At 51.8% G+C, this 16,984-nt stretch carries 17 protein-coding genes and 1 tRNA gene; 9 read left to right on the forward strand and 9 right to left on the reverse strand.

Annotated features, from left to right (window positions below; translation table 11 throughout):
• Window positions 1-5 precede the first annotated feature (5 nt).
• Entirely contained in the window at window positions 6-575 is a 570-nt protein-coding gene (locus LN341_RS06270) for an LON peptidase substrate-binding domain-containing protein (protein WP_046219265.1), read from the reverse strand.
• A gap of 129 nt (window positions 576-704) precedes the next feature.
• Window positions 705-1,958: an adenosylmethionine--8-amino-7-oxononanoate transaminase gene (bioA, locus tag LN341_RS06275; RefSeq protein WP_234204435.1), complete on the reverse strand. Its 1,254-nt coding sequence runs from the start codon at window positions 1,956-1,958 to the stop codon at window positions 705-707.
• 197 nt (window positions 1,959-2,155) lie between these two features.
• Between bioA and bioB the strand changes: the two genes are divergently transcribed.
• Genes bioB through bioD form a run of 4 tightly spaced genes read left to right on the forward strand, consistent with a single transcriptional unit; the run spans window position 2,156 to window position 5,878 of the window.
• Window positions 2,156-3,208: a biotin synthase BioB gene (gene bioB / locus LN341_RS06280; protein ID WP_234204436.1), complete on the forward strand. Its 1,053-nt coding sequence runs from the start codon at window positions 2,156-2,158 to the stop codon at window positions 3,206-3,208.
• Complete coding sequence (bioF, locus tag LN341_RS06285) at window positions 3,195-4,394, forward strand: 8-amino-7-oxononanoate synthase (RefSeq protein WP_234204437.1); 1,200 nt, start codon at window positions 3,195-3,197, stop codon at window positions 4,392-4,394. The genes bioB and bioF overlap by 14 nt, the downstream gene beginning before the upstream one ends.
• Window positions 4,363-5,190: a malonyl-ACP O-methyltransferase BioC gene (bioC, locus tag LN341_RS06290; RefSeq protein WP_046219262.1), complete on the forward strand. Its 828-nt coding sequence runs from the start codon at window positions 4,363-4,365 to the stop codon at window positions 5,188-5,190. Before bioF ends, bioC begins: the two co-directional genes overlap by 32 nt.
• Complete coding sequence (gene bioD / locus LN341_RS06295; protein ID WP_234204438.1) at window positions 5,183-5,878, forward strand: dethiobiotin synthase; 696 nt, start codon at window positions 5,183-5,185, stop codon at window positions 5,876-5,878. The genes bioC and bioD overlap by 8 nt, the downstream gene beginning before the upstream one ends.
• A gap of 51 nt (window positions 5,879-5,929) precedes the next feature.
• Here the strand turns inward: bioD and LN341_RS06300 are convergent, their stop codons facing one another.
• Window positions 5,930-6,592: a hypothetical protein gene (locus tag LN341_RS06300; RefSeq protein WP_052729873.1), complete on the reverse strand. Its 663-nt coding sequence runs from the start codon at window positions 6,590-6,592 to the stop codon at window positions 5,930-5,932.
• Between the two features lie 148 nt (window positions 6,593-6,740).
• Window positions 6,741-6,896 carry a hypothetical protein gene (locus LN341_RS06305; RefSeq protein ID WP_046219260.1) on the reverse strand — a complete coding sequence of 52 codons (156 nt, stop codon included), beginning with the start codon at window positions 6,894-6,896 and terminating at the stop codon, window positions 6,741-6,743.
• Between the two features lie 277 nt (window positions 6,897-7,173).
• On the opposite strand from LN341_RS06305, the gene htpX reads away from it, so the two are divergent.
• A complete protein-coding gene (htpX, locus tag LN341_RS06310) occupies window positions 7,174-8,052 on the forward strand; it encodes a protease HtpX (RefSeq protein WP_046219259.1) in 879 nt (292 codons plus the stop codon).
• A 56-nt stretch (window positions 8,053-8,108) separates the two neighbouring features.
• On the opposite strand, the gene LN341_RS06315 is transcribed toward htpX, so the two are convergent.
• Window positions 8,109-9,239: a PQQ-dependent sugar dehydrogenase gene (locus tag LN341_RS06315; RefSeq protein WP_234204439.1), complete on the reverse strand. Its 1,131-nt coding sequence runs from the start codon at window positions 9,237-9,239 to the stop codon at window positions 8,109-8,111.
• A gap of 47 nt (window positions 9,240-9,286) precedes the next feature.
• Entirely contained in the window at window positions 9,287-10,750 is a 1,464-nt protein-coding gene (locus LN341_RS06320) for a PLP-dependent aminotransferase family protein (RefSeq protein WP_234204440.1), read from the reverse strand.
• A 127-nt stretch (window positions 10,751-10,877) separates the two neighbouring features.
• Here LN341_RS06320 and LN341_RS06325 point away from each other — a divergent pair, with 127 nt between their 5' ends.
• On the forward strand, window positions 10,878-11,756 hold the full coding sequence (locus tag LN341_RS06325) for a DMT family transporter (protein ID WP_234204940.1): 879 nt from the start codon (window positions 10,878-10,880) through the stop codon (window positions 11,754-11,756).
• 138 nt (window positions 11,757-11,894) lie between these two features.
• Window positions 11,895-11,985 (forward strand) — tRNA-Ser (locus tag LN341_RS06330).
• Between the two features lie 246 nt (window positions 11,986-12,231).
• Here LN341_RS06330 and LN341_RS06335 read toward each other — a convergent pair.
• Both LN341_RS06335 and LN341_RS06340 read right to left on the reverse strand, forming a co-directional pair.
• Window positions 12,232-12,651: a VOC family protein gene (locus LN341_RS06335; protein ID WP_046219256.1), complete on the reverse strand. Its 420-nt coding sequence runs from the start codon at window positions 12,649-12,651 to the stop codon at window positions 12,232-12,234.
• A gap of 9 nt (window positions 12,652-12,660) precedes the next feature.
• On the reverse strand, window positions 12,661-13,344 hold the full coding sequence (locus LN341_RS06340; protein ID WP_234204441.1) for a type 1 glutamine amidotransferase domain-containing protein: 684 nt from the start codon (window positions 13,342-13,344) through the stop codon (window positions 12,661-12,663).
• A 95-nt stretch (window positions 13,345-13,439) separates the two neighbouring features.
• Here LN341_RS06340 and LN341_RS06345 point away from each other — a divergent pair, with 95 nt between their 5' ends.
• Window positions 13,440-14,348 (forward strand): LysR family transcriptional regulator, encoded by a 909-nt coding sequence (locus LN341_RS06345; RefSeq protein ID WP_234204442.1) that lies wholly within the window; start codon window positions 13,440-13,442, stop codon window positions 14,346-14,348.
• 87 nt (window positions 14,349-14,435) lie between these two features.
• Here the strand turns inward: LN341_RS06345 and LN341_RS06350 are convergent, their stop codons facing one another.
• The gene (locus LN341_RS06350) at window positions 14,436-15,338 is read right to left on the reverse strand and encodes a LysR family transcriptional regulator (RefSeq protein ID WP_046219254.1); all 903 of its coding nucleotides are present in this window, start codon (window positions 15,336-15,338) and stop codon (window positions 14,436-14,438) included.
• 150 nt (window positions 15,339-15,488) lie between these two features.
• Here LN341_RS06350 and hutH point away from each other — a divergent pair, with 150 nt between their 5' ends.
• Window positions 15,489-16,979 (forward strand): histidine ammonia-lyase, encoded by a 1,491-nt coding sequence (gene hutH, locus LN341_RS06355; RefSeq protein ID WP_234204443.1) that lies wholly within the window; start codon window positions 15,489-15,491, stop codon window positions 16,977-16,979.
• Window positions 16,980-16,984 lie beyond the last annotated feature (5 nt).

Below are 16,984 nucleotides of genomic sequence, written 5' to 3' on the forward strand. Positions count from 1 at the left end.
TTGCGTTATAAATCGTCGTGTCTGAGCTCTTCATCGATCACATTGTGCAGAAACGACAGTGCAGCACGATGATCATTTCTGCTCATAAACCATTGTTTTTGATTGGTTTCTAAAGGCAGTATTTCCAGCCATCGCTGGCAGACCCAGGCCATATCGGAAAAATCAGGATCCGGGTAATTCGCAGCATAATCAGGATATTCATCAAACAAGGCTTCCAGGCTGTTGGCGATGGGCTTGTCGATGAACCGCGTCGAGCTGGGTGTCCAGTTTCTGATGGCACTGACCTCACCAAATCTCAGACCGTCTTTTTCCTGCCAGTGATTATTAATGACAAATTTTTCGACGCCCCGTATGGTGATGCCCAGTAATCCGTCAGGTAACTGTTCAAAATCTGTGATTTCGACCCGAGTGCCGAAGTGGCACAGGGAATCACCATCTTTCATACACAGGCCGAAACCATCGCCTGAGGACATCGCCAGTGTCACTAAACGGGTATAACGGGGCTCAAAGATTCTCAGTTTACTGACGCCTCCCGGCAAGACGTAGAGCCTGAGCGGGAAAAGGGGTAACTGCATAATACTTAGCCTTTCTGACAGCATGTTTGTCTTAGGCCGCAGACTGATGCTGGGATACTGAACGGCCTTATAATGACTCTTACATAGAGTATATCTGGTCAAACATGAGGATCTGTCTGTTTTTCGATATTAATGCAATGATTGTAAAATGGCGAAAATCAGTTTGTTAAGCTGCTGATTGCTAATGATAAATGGTGGCATGATGTAGATAAGTTTACCGAATGGACGAATCCAGACACCATTGTCTACAAAACTTTGCTGTATCCGGACCATGTCCACAGGTTCATACAACTCCACCACACCAATCGCCCCGAGCCATCGAACGGCTTTCACTTTGTCTGACTGCGCCACCGCGGGCAGTAATTCAGCCAGCTGTGCTTCGATCCGGCTGACCTGATGCTGCCATTCTCCCGTTTCCAGCAAAGACAGGCTGGCATTGGCGACGGCGCAGGCCAGCGGATTGCCCATAAAGGTCGGGCCGTGCATGAAACAGCCTGCGGCACCACTGCACACGGTATCGGCCAGGTGCTTGGTGGTCAGGGTGGCCGCTAAGGTCATATAACCGCCGGTCAGTGCTTTGCCGACACACATGATATCCGGGCTGATACCGGCATGTTCACAGGCAAACAGTTTGCCTGTGCGGCCAAACCCGGTTGCAATCTCATCGACGATCAGCAGGACACCATAGACGTCGCACAATTCGCGCACACGGCGCAGATAGGTGGGATGGTAGATGCGCATCCCTCCGGCGCCCTGAACGACAGGTTCCAGGATGACAGCGGCAATATCCTGATGGTTGGTCTCAAGTTTGGCGGCGAAGTCGGCAATGTCACGCTCATCCCACGTGTCATGAAAACCGAGTTCAGGTGAATCTGCAAAAAGATGCTCTGGCAGAAAACCTTTATACAGGCTGTGCATAGAGTTGTCGGGATCGGTGACCGACATCGCGGCAAAGGTATCACCATGATAACCATGTCGCAGCGTCAGGAATTTCGCCCGCGATTCACCTTTGGCGTGCCAGTACTGCAGCGCCATCTTCAACGCCACTTCCACCGAGACTGAACCGGAATCGGCCAGGAAGACCTGCTGTAAGGGATTTGGCGTCATGGCAATCAGTTTGCGACACAATTCAACCGCAGGCTGGTGGGTCAGTCCGCCGAACATGACGTGCGACATCTTGTCCAACTGATCTTTGGCCGCCTGATTGAGCACCGGGTGATTGTAACCGTGAATCGCTGACCACCAGGAAGACATGCCATCAATCAGCGCCCGGCCATCTTCAAGATACAGAGTCACGCCATCCGCATGAGTCACCGGGTAGCAGGGAAGCGGGTTGATGGTGGAAGTGTACGGGTGCCAGACGTGCTGACGATCGTAGTCCAAATCTACCTGTGAAGCTGTGAAGTGGTTGGAGGAGCGCACTTTTGTGGTGATATTTTGCACAGATGTAAACCTTGTATTTTGTTTGTGGTTGACAGTGTACTTGCTGAAAGTAGACTTGCAACTATTCAAACCCGTGGAATTGTTACGGTTATCGTGAGCAAGCTGCGGGGCATAAGAACAATTAACGAGGTTTACACGTGGAAGTGAGACACGATTGGAGCGTTGCAGAAGTTCAGGCGCTGTTTGAAAAACCCTTCATGGATTTAGTGTTTGAAGCGCAGCAAATTCACCGTCAGTACCATGAACCGAACAAGGTTCAGGTCAGTACTTTGCTGTCGATCAAAACCGGTGCCTGCCCGGAAGACTGTAAGTACTGCCCGCAAAGCGCCCACTACCGTACCGATGTTGACCGCGAACGCCTGATGGAAGTGGAGCGGGTGCTGGATGCGGCAGAAAAAGCCAAAAACTCGGGTGCGACCCGCTTTTGTATGGGCGCCGCATGGAAAAACCCCAAAGAGCGCGACATGCCGTACCTGCTGGAAATGGTACGCGGTGTGAAGTCGATGGGCCTGGAAACCTGTATGACGCTTGGCATGATTACCGGTGATCAGGCCAACACACTGGCGGATGCCGGTCTGGATTACTATAACCACAATCTGGATACCTCGCCTGAGTATTACGGCAATATCATCACCACCCGAACCTATCAGGATCGTCTGGATACCCTGTCACATGTTCGCGATGCCGGCATGAAAATCTGCTCCGGTGGCATTATCGGTATGGGCGAAAGTGCCCGGGACAGGGCCGGCCTGCTGGTTGAGCTGGCGAACCTGCCGGTGCACCCGGAAAGTGTACCCATCAATATGCTGGTGAAAGTCAAAGGGACGCCACTCGATAGCGTGGATGATGTCGATCCGCTGGACTTTGTCCGCATTATCGCAGTCGCCCGCATTATGATGCCGGCTTCCGCTGTGCGCTTGTCAGCGGGCCGTGAGGGAATGAGTGAAGAGACTCAGACCCTGTGCTTTATGGCGGGCGCGAACTCTGTGTTCTACGGATGCAAGCTGCTGACCACGCCGAATCCGGAAGAAGACAAAGACATGCAGTTGTTTAATAAGCTGGGCATTAACCGTCAGGAGCAGTCCGCAAAACCCGATGAAATTCAGGAGCAGGAACTGCTGGGTCAGGTGGCACAGCGTGTGGCTGCCCGCCCGGCAGCGGATGACTTGTTCTACGATGCCTCTGTTTAATTCCCGGATAGCACAGTCCCTGAGCCAGCGACAGGCTCAGGGGCTGTATCGTCAGAGACAGCCACTCAACAGGCAGCCATCCTGCGTGCAGTTTGCCGACAGACAGCAAGCGCATATCAACTTCTCCAGTAACGATTATCTGGGACTGGCGCAGTGCCCGGAATTAATCGCGGCCTGGCAGCAGGGGCTGTCTGTGTATGGCGCAGGCAGTGGTGGTTCACCTCTGGTAACCGGGCATCACGCACCGCATGCAGAACTGGAGCACCGCCTCGCGGACTGGCTCGGATACGACAGAGCCTTGCTGTTCAGTACCGGATTCAGTGCCAATCAGGCAGTGCTGTTTGCTTTACTTGGCAAATCAGACCGGCTGATCCAGGACAAGTTGAATCATGCTTCGCTGATGGAAGCGGGCCAGTTATCACCGGCGACAATGCGCCGTTTTGCCCACAACGATCTCGATGCCTTGCAGACATTACTCAGTGCCGGAACCGATAAGGAAGCCGAGACGCTGGTGGTGACTGAAGGCGTGTTCAGCATGGATGGGGATCAGGCGCCGCTGGCGGCGATCTCAGCCCTGTGCCGGGCGACCGACAGCTGGTTGATGGTTGACGATGCCCACGGCTGCGGGGTGCTGGGGGATGGCGGCCGGGGCAGCGCAGCGCTGGCGGGGATCAAGCCTGAGATCAGCATTGTCACGTTTGGCAAAGCCTTCGGCATACAGGGCGCGGCGGTGTTGTGCAGCGATGATGTCGCCGAGTATCTGATTCAGTTTGCGCGGCATTATATCTACTCGACGGCGATGCCGCCGGCACAGGCGTATGCACTGTGTACCGCCTGCGATCTGGTCCAGCGTGGAGACTGGCGCAGGGAGAAACTGGCGGCATTCGGGCATATTCTGGCTGACGCACTTCTGCCGGAAGTGGGTCTGGTTGCGACAGAAACGCCGATCAAACCTGTCTTGCTGGGCAGCAGTGAACTGGCAATCAAGCTGTCTGCGGCGCTGGCTGAAAAAGGCATCTGGGTGTCGGCTATCCGTCCGCCGACCGTGCCGGTCAATCAGGCTAGGTTACGTATCACCCTCTCTGCCAGTCATACAGAGGCACAGGTCAGACAACTGGCAACATCGTTGAATGCGTCTTTTGAAGAGGTACAGGATGCAGGAAATCAGTCCGACAGTGGCTGCTAGGCTACAGAATAAGCACGTAACCGGGACAGACAAGCAGGCGATTGCCGCCAGTTTTGGTAAAGCCGCCAAACATTATGATCAATCGGCGGCGTTTCAGCGGCAGGTAGGACACCAATTGCTGGATACATTACCCAGCCTGCCGCAAGGCAGCCACTGGCTGGATGTCGGGTGCGGAACCGGGTATTTCACGCGGCAACTGCAGGCCATGCGCTATCGGACCACAGCGGTTGATCTGTCAGAGCTAATGCTGGCGCAGGCCAAAGCCCGCTGTGATGGGACAGGCACATTTTGTGTCGCGGATGCCGAATCGCTGCCGTTTCCGGATAACCATTTTGATGCGGCGTTCTCGAGTCTGGCGCTGCAATGGTGCTCCGATCTGGCTGTTCCGTTGCGGGAATTGCAGCGAGTCGTGAAACCGGGTGGCGTGATAGGCATGACCACACTGGCAGAAGGGAGCTTGTTTGAGCTTGAGCGCGCGTGGCAATCGGTTGATACGCAGTTGCATGTCAATCAGTTTGACTCTGTCACCCAGCTTTCACAGGCCGTGGCAGATGCCGGGCTGAATGCGGCTGAGTTATCGGTTCAGCCCGTGGTGATGCACTATGCGCGTGCGCTGGATTTAATGAAGGATCTCAAGGGAATTGGGGCGACACATCTGTCTGAACCACGCCGTCAGGGGCTGTTTAGCCGGACGGCACTGAATCTGATTGAGCAGTCCTATGCGCGTTTTCGCGACAGTACGGGTCAGTTACCCGCTACGTATCAGGTTGGTTTTGGAGTATTTACCAATGTCTAATACATTTTTTGTCACAGGAACGGATACCGATGCAGGAAAAACGGTCGTTACCCGTACTTTAATTGAATCCAGTGTCCGCGCCGGGCAAAGAACGGCAGGGTTTAAACCGATTGCCTCAGGCAGTACGCTGACCGCTTACGGGATGCGTAATGCTGATGCGCTGTTTTTGCAAGCCGCTTCGCAGCCCGAATTACAGTATGAAGAAGTGAACCCTTATACGTTTGAGCCGCCCATTGCACCGCACATTGCGGCGAAGCAGGCAGGTATTAGCATCGATCCTGTCAGATTGTCTGAAGGCTTATCAAAGCTCAAGAGCAAGAATGATGTGGTGTTTGTTGAAGGTGCCGGAGGCTGGCGTGTGCCGCTTTCCGACACCATGAAACTGTCTGATTGGGTAAAGCAGGAGGAAATGGCAGTCATATTAGTGGTGGGCGTGAAACTGGGTTGTCTGAACCATGCGATGCTGACCGCTGAAGCGATTCAAAATGATGGCCTGAGGTTGGTGGGGTGGGTCGCAAACCTGGTTGATCCGAATACCCATTGTTATGAGGATAACCTGAAGTATCTTGAAACGTATCTGCCTGCCCCTAAGTTAGGTGAAATTCCGTATTTACCCGGTATTGCCAAGCGGGACTTAACGGCTTACCTGAACATTGATTTGCTGGCTTCACCTGTCTCCTCTTCCTGATAACGCAAAACAGCGCCGCCAGTCAGGCGGCGCTGTTGCATCAGACTGGTGTTAAGCGTGCTGTTTTTTATTGACCAAACCCGGCAAGCAATACCAGAGAGCCGCAGCCAGAATTAAACTGTAACCCAGCAACTCAACCCCTTCTTCAGCCAGGTTTTTGACTTCTCGCATATAGTTGTCCTGCATCGCGGTTTGCCAGATCTCTCCCATGCCAAACAGGCGTGAGAACACCAGCAAAGTCGCCAGACCGCCCAGCATGAGCCCGAAACTGGCGTGTTTGCTGTACCGGCTGAGTGGTGCTTGTGTTGTCGGCAGGTGTTTACGGGCATAAGCCATTCCTGTCACGGCAACAGCGGCCGCCGGAAATTTCCAGAAGCCGTGCCAGATCAGATCCAGCAGGCCATCCAGTTCCCGGATTAGCAACACCATAAAAAATGCGGAAACCAGAACAGCAAAGCCTTTCTGTGCCGGCTGTTTCTTGGCCAGACCAAAAAAGAGTGCGCTGGTCAAAAACAGGTAAAGTTCCTGAGTATACTCAACGAGTGAATTCTCGCCGAGGTTGCCACTCAGTTGCAGCATTTCGATTTTAATAATGAATGCTGCAATTGCAGCCATCACTGCCACAGCCATAAAAGTAGCAACAGAAGTAATCAGAGCATTCACGCCTTCGCGCGAAGTGGCGCTATCCATAGCGGTTGAATAGGGCTTGTTCATAATCTACCTGCACAGTGTTCAGAATAATTTTTGGGAGTAGTATCACATAAAAATTCTGAATGAGAACTGTCGTGCACGCATTATGACGCAGAAATGACAAAACCTCCGGATGGAGGTTTTGTCGGAATGATTTCTAAAGTGGCCGGGATTAATTGTCGCCCAGTACAGCGGCAGGATCCATGGCCTCGGCTGTCTTAGACGCAGCCGGGTCAATCCCCAGCTCTGCGCAGGCTTCTTCAGCCGTCATGCCAAGATGGCAACGCAGGATATCAATTGCGACTTGGTAGTTTTCTTGGTCAGCCATCTTGCCTCCTTGTTCGATACTGTGAATTCCAATACGCAACGACAATAGAGAATGGTGACATCTTATACAATACGACCAAAGTCTAAGACCCGATTGGGCGGACAAACCATGACTTTTGTCTCAGAAGCCGATATCCCTTACCAAAAGTAACAATTTCCCGCTTCCGCTTGTTTTTAGATTGAACGACCATACTATAAGTACCATCTTATTGATGCGCCAGCCATCGGGAAGGCGTATAAGCATTTGACACCCAGACCTTTGTTGGAGAAAGAAAGGTATGAAGCGAATTGCCTTGTTCCTGGCAACCAACCTTGCCGTAATGCTGGTATTCAGCATTGTGCTCAATATTATTTATGCCGTGACTGATTTACAGCCAGGCAGCTTAAACGGCCTGTTAATTATGGCGTTGCTGTTTGGCTTTGGCGGTTCTTTGATTTCCCTGTTCATGTCGAAGTCCATGGCGCTCAGGTCTGTGGGCGGTATGGTGATTGAACATCCGCGTAACGAAACCGAACACTGGCTGATGGAAACTGTTGCACGTCAGGCGAAGCAGTCTGGTATCGGGATGCCGACTGTGGCTGTTTATGACTCGCCGGATATCAATGCGTTCGCAACAGGTGCTAAGCGTGATGAATCTCTGGTGGCTGTTTCTACCGGGCTGTTGCACAGCATGACCCGTGATGAAGCAGAGGCCGTACTGGCGCACGAAGTCAGCCATATTGCCAATGGTGATATGGTGACCATGACCTTGCTGCAGGGGGTGGTGAACACCTTTGTGATTTTTGTCTCCCGTATTATTGCAGGTGCCGTCAGCGGTGTGAGTAACAATAACGAAGAAGGTGAGGGCGGTAGTTTCATGACCTACTTCATCGTTTCGACCATTATGGAATTACTGTTCGGCTTCCTGGCCAGCATCATTACCATGTGGTACAGCCGTCACCGTGAATTCAAAGCCGATGCTGGCTCTGCACATCTGGTTGGTAAAGAGAAGATGATTGCGGCTCTGGAGCGTCTGAAAGTCAGTCAGGAATCTCACCTTGAAGGTTCCATGATGGCGTTTGGCATCAACGGTAAGAAAACCTTGTCTGAGCTTTTCATGACACACCCACCACTGGAAAAGCGCATTGATGCGCTGCGTCGTGGTGAGCATCTGTAATTACGCAGAGAATGATGAACCAACAGCCCCCGCCTCCTGTGATGCGGGGGCTGTTTTTATTTGGGCACAATACGGTACAGGTTGCCGTTGTCCGTACCGAAATAGATCATCCCGTTTTCACTTTGCGCCAGTGAGCGAACTCTTTCATTCAAGGCTTCGAACAGTCGCTCTTCCTTCACTGGCGTTCCCTGCGCATTCAGGGCGATACGATTGAGGTGCTGTAACACCAGTGCACCGGCAAACAGATGACCTTGCCAGGCCGGAAAAGCGTTGCCCTGATAAATCATCAGGCTGCCGGGTGCAATGGAAGGGACATAGACTTTTTTCGGCGATTCAATACCGGCTTTTTCTTTCGACTCGCCGACATCCAACGGCCCCCAGTACTCTTTACCGTGTGAGGTCACTGGCCAGCCGTAATTGCGTCCCGGCAGGATCAGGTTGATTTCATCACCGCCCCGCGGGCCATGTTCAATTTCCCATAATCGGTTGGTCTCTGTATCAAATGCGATGCCTTGCGGATTGCGGTGACCATAGCTCCAGATCTCTGCTGATGCGCCAGACTGGCCATAAAAGGGATTATCTTTTGGTACTGAGCCATCAAGATTTAAACGTAATATCGAAGCGGCATGATTGGTCAGGTCCTGCCCGTTTGGGCGGTTTCCTCTGTCACCGACAGAGAAAAACACATGGCCTTTCATATCAAAGGCGATTCGGCTGCCATAGTGTTTACTGGCGTCACTGTGTGAACGGGAAACCAGCAAATCCTGCCAGTCGGTAAGTGTCTGGCCTGACAATCTGGCTCTTGCCAGTGTGGTGGCGCTGCCGTTGTTGACCGGTTTGCTGTAGGTAAAATATAGCCAGCCGTCTGCCATCGGATCGGGAGACAGGAGGACATCCAGTAAACCACCCTGACCCCGGGTATATATCTCGGGTAAACCACTCAGGGCGCTTTGTTGGCCTGAGCGGGTATCGACCAGTACCGCCTTTCCCTCACGCAGTGTAATAAGCAGTGTTGTTGGGTCAATAAAGGTCATTCCCCAGGGAACTGACAGGCCGTCAGTCACTTTTTCAAGCTGATAATCCATGCCTTCACTGGAACCGGTACTGACAATGCTGGGCGCGGATGCCACTGAAAAAGACAATGTGCTTAACAATGTACCGATGAAGGCAAGGTGTTTGAATCTCATGGTATCTTCCTTAATAAAATGATCTTTTCAGTAAGCCTAGTCGATGTTTATTCTGAGTTATCAATCAGTGGTTTGACATGTGCGGCAATCAGCTGTGCCAGCTTTGTGATGCCTGAGTGCCAGTGGGCGTTCTCCTCAAATACCGCGTAGCTCAGCCGCAGGCAATGGCGGTACTGATCCTGAGTGCAGAACATATTGCCGGGTAACAGGCTGATGCCGGCTGTCAGCGCCTGCTGATACAGCTGATAGCTGTCTGCCTGCTCGGGCAACGTCAGCCAGCAGAGAAAACTGCCATCGGGCTGATATAAATGATAGCGGCCAGCCATCCAGGGATAGCTGTCGAGGGCAGCACAAAGGCGTTGGCTGAAAGCGCGCTGATTGCGCTGATAGTAACGCCTGACTTTACTGAGGTGCGTTCGGTACTTGCCTGTCTTTAAGAACTCAGCCACCGCTGACTGCATCAGATTCAGACTGCCCATGTTGTCTGCAAGCAGGCGTTTTTCAATCCGCGGCTGATATTGCCCGGCCAGCATCCAGCCAATACGCAAACGTGAATCCAGTGTTTTGGACAATGAATTGCAATAGATCACCCTGTTATCGGAATCCAGACTGTAAATCGCGGGTGGTCGTTTGCTGTAACCCAAGTCGCCAAATACATCATCTTCAATCACAGGGATACCCGCGGTGATGCTGAGAAAACGTTCGCGTTCACGGCGTGGCATCACAGCGCCGGTTGGATTATTAAAACTCGGGTTAATCAGAATCGCCGCGACCGGCCATTGTGCCAGAGCCTGAGACAGATGCGTTAAATCCATCCCGGTTTGCGGGTGAGAAGGGATCTCGACCACTTTCAGACCAAGTGATTCCAGCAACAGCAGATTGCCGAAATAGCAGGGGGAATCCACGATGACGGTATCGCCCGGTTTGGCCAGCACCTGCAATGCCATACTGATCCCCTGCTGTGCGCCATGGGTGATCAGAATCTCATCGGGGGAGGTTGAAATACCCAGCCACTGATTGACAGTCACCAGTTGCTTTCTTAGTTGCTCATCGCCCGGCGGGAGCAAATAATGACTTGGCTGATGGGTCTGGTAACGACTGTGGCGGCCAATTTCAGCATAAAGCGAAGCAATCGCAGGAAACTGGGTATTCGGGTGTGCGCCCCCGGTGGGCAGCAGCGATGATGACGGGGACTGTTGCAAAATCGTTCGGCTTAAGGACAGTAAATCGACAAAACCGGGGGCTTGGATGGCCTGCGGTGTCGGTTGAGGGACCATTGTGACCCGATAGCCGGAGCGGGGATGCGCTTCAATTTTCTGAGCCGCTTCCAGTTCCTGATACGCGCGTATCATCGTGTTCTTGCTCACCGTCAGTTGTTCACTTAACTGCCGGATTGAAGGGAGTTTATCGCCCGCCTGATACACACCGCGATCGATTCGCAGTGCCAGCTCCCGGATCACCTGGCGGTATTTGGCCTCTGTACTCGGCTGCTCATGCTGCGCTTGTGTCATCTGTACCCTAAAGAAATCACAAAACTGTCACTTTCGACTTTTTCTGTACCCAACTAGAGTAGTGGAAAATCATGATAATCACCAGAAGGACGTCTCAGTGGCTCGGTTTATTCCTTTCATATTTGTGATGCTGTGGAGCACCGGCTTTATCGGCGCCCGTTTTGGTCTGCCGTATGCGGAACCTGCAACCTTTCTCTTTATACGCATGGCACTCAATATTCTGATTTTTATGGTGTTGTTGTACCTGCTGAACGGCCAGCTTCCGACCGGTCGCGCGCGGCTGCACAGCATGGTCGCGGGTGTACTGATTCATGGTTTTTATCTGGGTGGTACCTATTACGGCATTTATCTGGGCATGCCCGCGGGCCTGTGCGCCTTATTGGTTGGATTACAGCCGGTACTGACGGCAGTCTTGTTAGTCGCAATGGGGCAGGAGCGGCTGGCACTGTCCCAGTGGCTGGGATTGGTTGTGGGGCTGATGGGCATTACTCTGGTACTGCAAGGCAATATGAGCTGGCAGCAGGAAGATCATAAAGTGGCCGCCTATCTGTGTGCCGCGATTGCTTTGCTCGGGATTACGCTCGGTACCCTGTATCAAAAGCGTTTCTGCCAGCAGGTTGATCTGGTGGGTGGCTCGGTTTATCAATACCTGATGGCTGCGCTACTGTTCGCGCCGGTGATGATGACGATGGAAACCATGCAGGTGGAATGGAACCTGACATTCACCCTGACCCTGGCCTGGCTGGTACTCGGTGTGTCCGTGACTGCTGTATGGTTGCTGCTTTACATGGTGAGACACGGTGAAGCATCGAAAGTCGCCTCAACCTTTTATCTGGTGCCGCCAGTGACTGCGCTGGAAGCCTGGCTGGCATTTAATGAAATCTTTGATGCGATGAGTGCGGTCGGTTTCATGCTGGCTGCGATGGCCGTTTATCTGGTGATGCGAAAACCTAAAGCAGCGCAACCACAGGAAAAAGCGTTGACCTCTGTCCAACAGGAAAGTTAACGGGGCAACAGGAAAGCTAAAGGGCTGAAAAACCAGTCAAAACGAAAATGAATGTGTCAGATTGGCGATCAAGTGTGCATTTGATTCTTTGGGGTATTTACAACATGGGATCGGCTGGGTATCATGCGCACCACTTACGGAGAGATGGCTGAGTGGTTGAAAGCACCGGTCTTGAAAACCGGCATACGTTAATAGCGTATCTAGGGTTCAAATCCCTATCTCTCCGCCACATTCAAAAGCCTCGTCATTAGACGGGGCTTTTTGTATTGAGCTTCAGTGTGCGTTGTCCGGGATTTGAGAATCCCGTCATACCTTGTTCTGGCTCCACCACATTTAAAGAAACCGCTGAACTATCAGCGGTTTTTTTTCGTCTGCACTTTGGCCGCACTCTGGCCAGATTGAACTTGAATGCCGCTCATAACCATCTGCAGTGTCAGTTCATTCAGCCATCGCGGCAGGGGCACTCAGCATTGGATTACCAATGTCCCGTATTTGGCATAGATGCCCAGGGTTCAGCGGCAGGTAAAGCTTCACCTTTTTGCAGTAGCTCGATGGAAATGTTGTCCGGAGACCGAATAAACGCCATATGGCCATCACGGGGTGGGCGGTTGATGGTGACGCCCATTGACTGCAAATGCTCGCAGAGCGCGTAAATGTCCTCAACTTCATATGCCAGATGGCCAAAGTTCCTGCCTTCTGAATACATTTCAGGATCCCAGTTGTAGGTCAGTTCCAGCTGTGCCTCTGGTTGGTCAGGTGGCGCCAGAAACAGTAAGGAAAACCGGCCTTCCGGGTAGTCATTACGCTTGATTAAAGTCAATCCAAGGCCATCACAGTAAAAGGCAAGTGATTGCTCGATGTCTCTGACCCGAACCATGGTATGTAAGTATTTCATCGGTTGATCTCACTTTGCATTCAGCGCATCAAGCACACTTTGTGCACATGCTTGCGAAGAATTCGGGTTCTGACCTGTGATCAGTAAGCCATCCGTAACGACGTGACTCTGCCAGTTGTCTTTTTTCACATACAGGCCCCCGTTAGCTTTGAGCATATCTTCTACAAGGAAAGGAACAATATCGGTCAATTCAACCGCTGCCTCTTCTTCATTAGAAAATCCGGTGACACGTTTTCCGGAGACTAAAGGTTCTCCCTGCGTATTGCGGGTGGACTTGAATACGGCAGGTCCGTGACAGACTGCGCCAACAGGCTTGCCCTGCGCGTAAAACTGCTCAATCAGTGCGATGGAATCCTTGTCATCTGCCAGATCCCACAGTGGTCCGTGCCCCCCAGGGTAGAAAACGGCATCAAATTCAGACGCATCCATTTCAGCCAGTTTGAACGTGTGTGACAGAGCAGACTGGAGCACCTGATCTGAAGCGTAGCGACGTGTACTGTCTACGGCAGAACTTTCGTCCTGACTGCGTGGATCAATGGGCGGTAATCCACCTTTGGGAGATGCCAGAGTGATCTCGGCCCCTGCATCGGCCAGCGTGTAATAAGGTGTGGTGAATTCCTCCAACCAGAAGCCAGTCTGATGGTCGGTGTCGCCGAGTTTGTCGTGTGAGGTCAGAATCATTAAAACTTTCACAATGTACTCCTGTTTGTTCTCTTTGATTGTTGGTGAGAATAAGCGTCACCGTGATATTCTTGAATTCTAAAAAATTGATAATTGATATCCAAATTATGAATATCTATCAGAAAGACCTGAATTTGCTGGTGATTTTCCACATCCTTTATCAGGAAAGGAATGCGACTCGTGCATCTGAACGTCTGACTCTGAGTCAGCCTGCTCTGAGCCATAAGCTGAACAAACTCCGGTATGAATTTGATGATCCTCTTTTTGTCAAAGCGCCAAGAGGATTAACGCCAACGCCGAAAGCCCATGCGATTGCACCTGAAATTCGCCGTTTAATGAATGGCCTGGAGCAGTTTTACAGTGAGCTGGACACGGAAGATTTTTTGTCCCGGAGAGACAAGGTATACATTTACTCAACCGATTATATGGAACAGAAGTTGTTTGCCCGCCTGATTCCACATGTCCAGAAGCACGCCCCACAGTTAACCTTAGTGACCCACAATACCGGGAGCAAGCTGCCCAGAGCAGAATTGGAAAATGGTCAGTGCGATATTGCGATTGCAGGCTTTTATACCCAGTTACCGGATACATTCCGGCAGCAGAAAGTCGCCAGCGAGAAATTTGCCGTACTTGCGAATCGAAATCACAGCCGGATAGGGCAGGAGCTTGATCTTGAAACTTACTTAAGCTGCCAGCATATTGTGACAACCCTGACAGGCGATCTGCATGGCAATGTTGATCGCGGACTGGAAAAACTGGGGTTACGCCGTCAGGTTGTTGCGGGTGTGTCGAGTTTTTTATCCCCAGCCCGTATTATCCGGCACAGTGATCTGATCGTGACCTGCCTGGCATCACTGGCAAAAGAGGCAGCTCAGCTTGATGACGGTCTGGAGATCTATCCCGTCCCCTTCGAGCTACCAGGTGTTGATATTTTTCAGTTTTGGCATGAACGGACACATGCCGATCCCTTACGCCGTTGGCTGAGAGAGCAAATACGAGCTTTTCTGAGTGATTAACAAAGGTATTTTGCAAGCTGTAGCATTTCTGATGACGTCGTTCCGTATAGTTGGTTGCACATGAACCTTGGCAACGATAGCGTTGGATTAGCTGTCCGTACGGTGACAACGCTTTATCTCCTGAATCAGTGCCTTGGCCAGGGGTGATGCTGAGTTATTTTTTAACGTGATCAGCATGACCGGGATTTGGTAGGTGTATTTCTCGGGCAAGATAGGTTGGATCAGCCCCTTGCTGACCCAAGCGCTGGCGTAGTGCTCGGGCAGGTAGCCGATAAAGGCGCCGGATAAAATCAAATGCGCAATCCCTTCATCGTGATAGGCGATGGCCGTGTTCTGATAATTCAGGGCGTCGTTGCGGGTTTCTTTATCCCGCATATAGTTACTGGTGATCACTTCTGCTTGTTGCAGCAGCGTGTTGATCTCCGAAGGGTGGCAGTCGAACAGCGGGTGGCCTTTGCCGCAATACAGATAGTTCGTTTCATTGTGCAAGGGGAAATAGTCGAGCCCCCTGAGCGGATGACGACTGACGCCGATTCCGACCAGCGAGCGGCCATTCACTACGGAGGTTTCGACTTCGCGCGCTTCACAGACATTGATGTCGAACTGTAAGCTATTACTTCTGCTTTTTAATCCGGCAATTACCTGGGCGACCCGGCAGCGTGGATCGTTGACTAAGGTATCGATCATGGCAATCGTGACCCGGCCGGACAGTTCGTTTTTAGAACTCGCCACTGTGGCGGCAAAGGCTTCGCATTGCTGGAGTAATTCCAGCGAGGCCTGATAGGTCACACGGCCGGCTTCTGTGACCTCAAAGCCGCTCCGGCCACGTTTGCAAAGCGTAATCCCAAGGCGCACTTCCAAATCGGATAAGTGAGAACTGATGGTTGAGCGACCGATATTTAAACGGGATTCCGCCGCCGACAAACCGCCGCACTCGACGATAGCCACGAATATTCTCAGCATCCGTAAATCAACATCTTGAATCTGCATGGTCACTCTCTGTCAGTGTGAATTATTGGTTCGATAAATCCGGAATAAACTACGAACATTATGCTTTTATAAAACTTACAGGGCAAGCTAGCATTGTCTTATAGAAGCAATCTGATACAGAGATATCAGTCAGTCAGGAGAACAAAAAAGATGTTTAGATACGGTGTTGACCAACTCAATCTGGATATTGTAAACGGCATCGCGGATGGCAGTATCAAAGCGGAACTCTGTGAAGCTGCTTTAGATAAAATCAATGCAAGCCGTCGTAATGTGGACATCATTGCCGCCTCAGACAAGGCGGTGTACGGCATCAATACCGGATTCGGCCCGCTGTGTGATACGCAAATCTCACCGGAAGAAACGCATCTTTTACAAAAAAACCTCCTGATTACCCATGCGGTGGGTGTGGGTGAGCCGATCGCGAAATCCATCTCAAAACTGATGCTGATCACCAAGGTACATGCCTTAAGTCAGGGTTACTCGGGTATTCGTCTGGAAGTTGTTCAGCGTATGCTGGCGTTCCTCGAAAAGGATCTGATCCCTGTTGTGCCGGAGCAAGGCTCTGTTGGCGCATCAGGCGACCTGGCACCGCTGTCTCACCTGTTTTTGCCCCTGATCGGTGAAGGTGAGTTCTGGCAAGGCGACAACATCGTGCCAGCCGCACAAGCGCTGCGTGACAACGGCTTAGCGCCGCTTGAGCTGCATGCCAAAGAAGGTCTGGCGCTGATCAACGGCACCCAGTTCATTCTGTCTCATGCCATTACCGCACTCACCAAAATGCGTTATCTGCTTGATTTAGCGGATCTGGCTGGTGCGATGAGTATTGAGGGCATGCAGGGCAGTGGTTCACCTTTCAGAGAAGAGCTGCACCTGACGCGTGCTTTTGCCGGCAACATTGAAGTCGCCGCCCGGATGAGACGTTTCTTCAAAGACTCCCAAAACATGGCTTCACATGCTGATTGTGTTCGCGTGCAAGACCCGTATTCACTGCGCTGTATTCCACAGGTGCATGGTGCGTCGCGCAATGCCTTCAATCACCTGAAAGAACTGGCTGAAATTGAAATGAACTCAGTGACGGATAACCCGATTGTGATCAGTTCTGAAGAAGCCATTTCTGGTGGTAGTTTCCATGGTCAACCGCTGGCCATGGTGCTGGATTATGCATCGATTGCTGCCGCGGAACTGGGTAATATTGCAGACCGTCGTTGCTACCTGCTGCTGGAAGGTCTACACGGCCTGCCGCGTCTGTTGACGTCATCCGGTGGCCTGAACTCAGGCATGATGATCCCGCAATACGTGACCGCGGCGCTGGTGACCGAAAATAAATCACTCTGTTTCCCGCCATCTGCCGACAGCGTGCCGACCTCAATGGGGCAGGAAGATCACGTGTCTATGGGCAGTATCTCGGGCAGAAAACTGAATCAGATTCTAGGGAACCTGGAAAAGATCTTAGCCATTGAGCTGATGTATGCCGCACAAGCGATTGAGTTCAGACGTCCGAATCGCTGTTCTGATCTAATTGAAGAAAACTTTACGATGATTCGTGAGAAAGTGGCCAAGCTGGAAGAAGACCGCCTGCTGAAGCCAGACATCGACGCCATGATCGCACTGGTGAAAACACAAGCGTTTAAAGTGAACTAAAGGGA

Origin of the sequence: Photobacterium sp. TLY01, from assembly GCF_021432065.1 — a bacterium.
In the GTDB taxonomy this organism is placed as follows: Bacteria; Pseudomonadota; Gammaproteobacteria; order Enterobacterales; family Vibrionaceae; genus Photobacterium; species Photobacterium halotolerans_A.

Coding starts and splice junctions, on each gene's coding strand:
- LN341_RS06345 (WP_234204442.1), top strand. CDS start 13,440: ATGAATATCTATCAGAAAGACCTGAATTTGCTGGTGATTTTCCACATC.
- bioD (WP_234204438.1), top strand. CDS start 5,183: ATGTCTAATACATTTTTTGTCACAGGAACGGATACCGATGCAGGAAAA.
- LN341_RS06300 (WP_052729873.1), bottom strand. CDS start 6,592: ATGAACAAGCCCTATTCAACCGCTATGGATAGCGCCACTTCGCGCGAA.
- LN341_RS06320 (WP_234204440.1), bottom strand. CDS start 10,750: ATGACACAAGCGCAGCATGAGCAGCCGAGTACAGAGGCCAAATACCGC.
- LN341_RS06335 (WP_046219256.1), bottom strand. CDS start 12,651: ATGAAATACTTACATACCATGGTTCGGGTCAGAGACATCGAGCAATCA.
- LN341_RS06270 (WP_046219265.1), bottom strand. CDS start 575: ATGCAGTTACCCCTTTTCCCGCTCAGGCTCTACGTCTTGCCGGGAGGC.
- hutH (WP_234204443.1), top strand. CDS start 15,489: ATGTTTAGATACGGTGTTGACCAACTCAATCTGGATATTGTAAACGGC.
- LN341_RS06315 (WP_234204439.1), bottom strand. CDS start 9,239: ATGAGATTCAAACACCTTGCCTTCATCGGTACATTGTTAAGCACATTG.
- LN341_RS06305 (WP_046219260.1), bottom strand. CDS start 6,896: ATGGCTGACCAAGAAAACTACCAAGTCGCAATTGATATCCTGCGTTGC.
- LN341_RS06325 (WP_234204940.1), top strand. CDS start 10,878: ATGCTGTGGAGCACCGGCTTTATCGGCGCCCGTTTTGGTCTGCCGTAT.
- bioC (WP_046219262.1), top strand. CDS start 4,363: ATGCAGGAAATCAGTCCGACAGTGGCTGCTAGGCTACAGAATAAGCAC.
- bioF (WP_234204437.1), top strand. CDS start 3,195: ATGCCTCTGTTTAATTCCCGGATAGCACAGTCCCTGAGCCAGCGACAG.
- htpX (WP_046219259.1), top strand. CDS start 7,174: ATGAAGCGAATTGCCTTGTTCCTGGCAACCAACCTTGCCGTAATGCTG.
- LN341_RS06350 (WP_046219254.1), bottom strand. CDS start 15,338: ATGCAGATTCAAGATGTTGATTTACGGATGCTGAGAATATTCGTGGCT.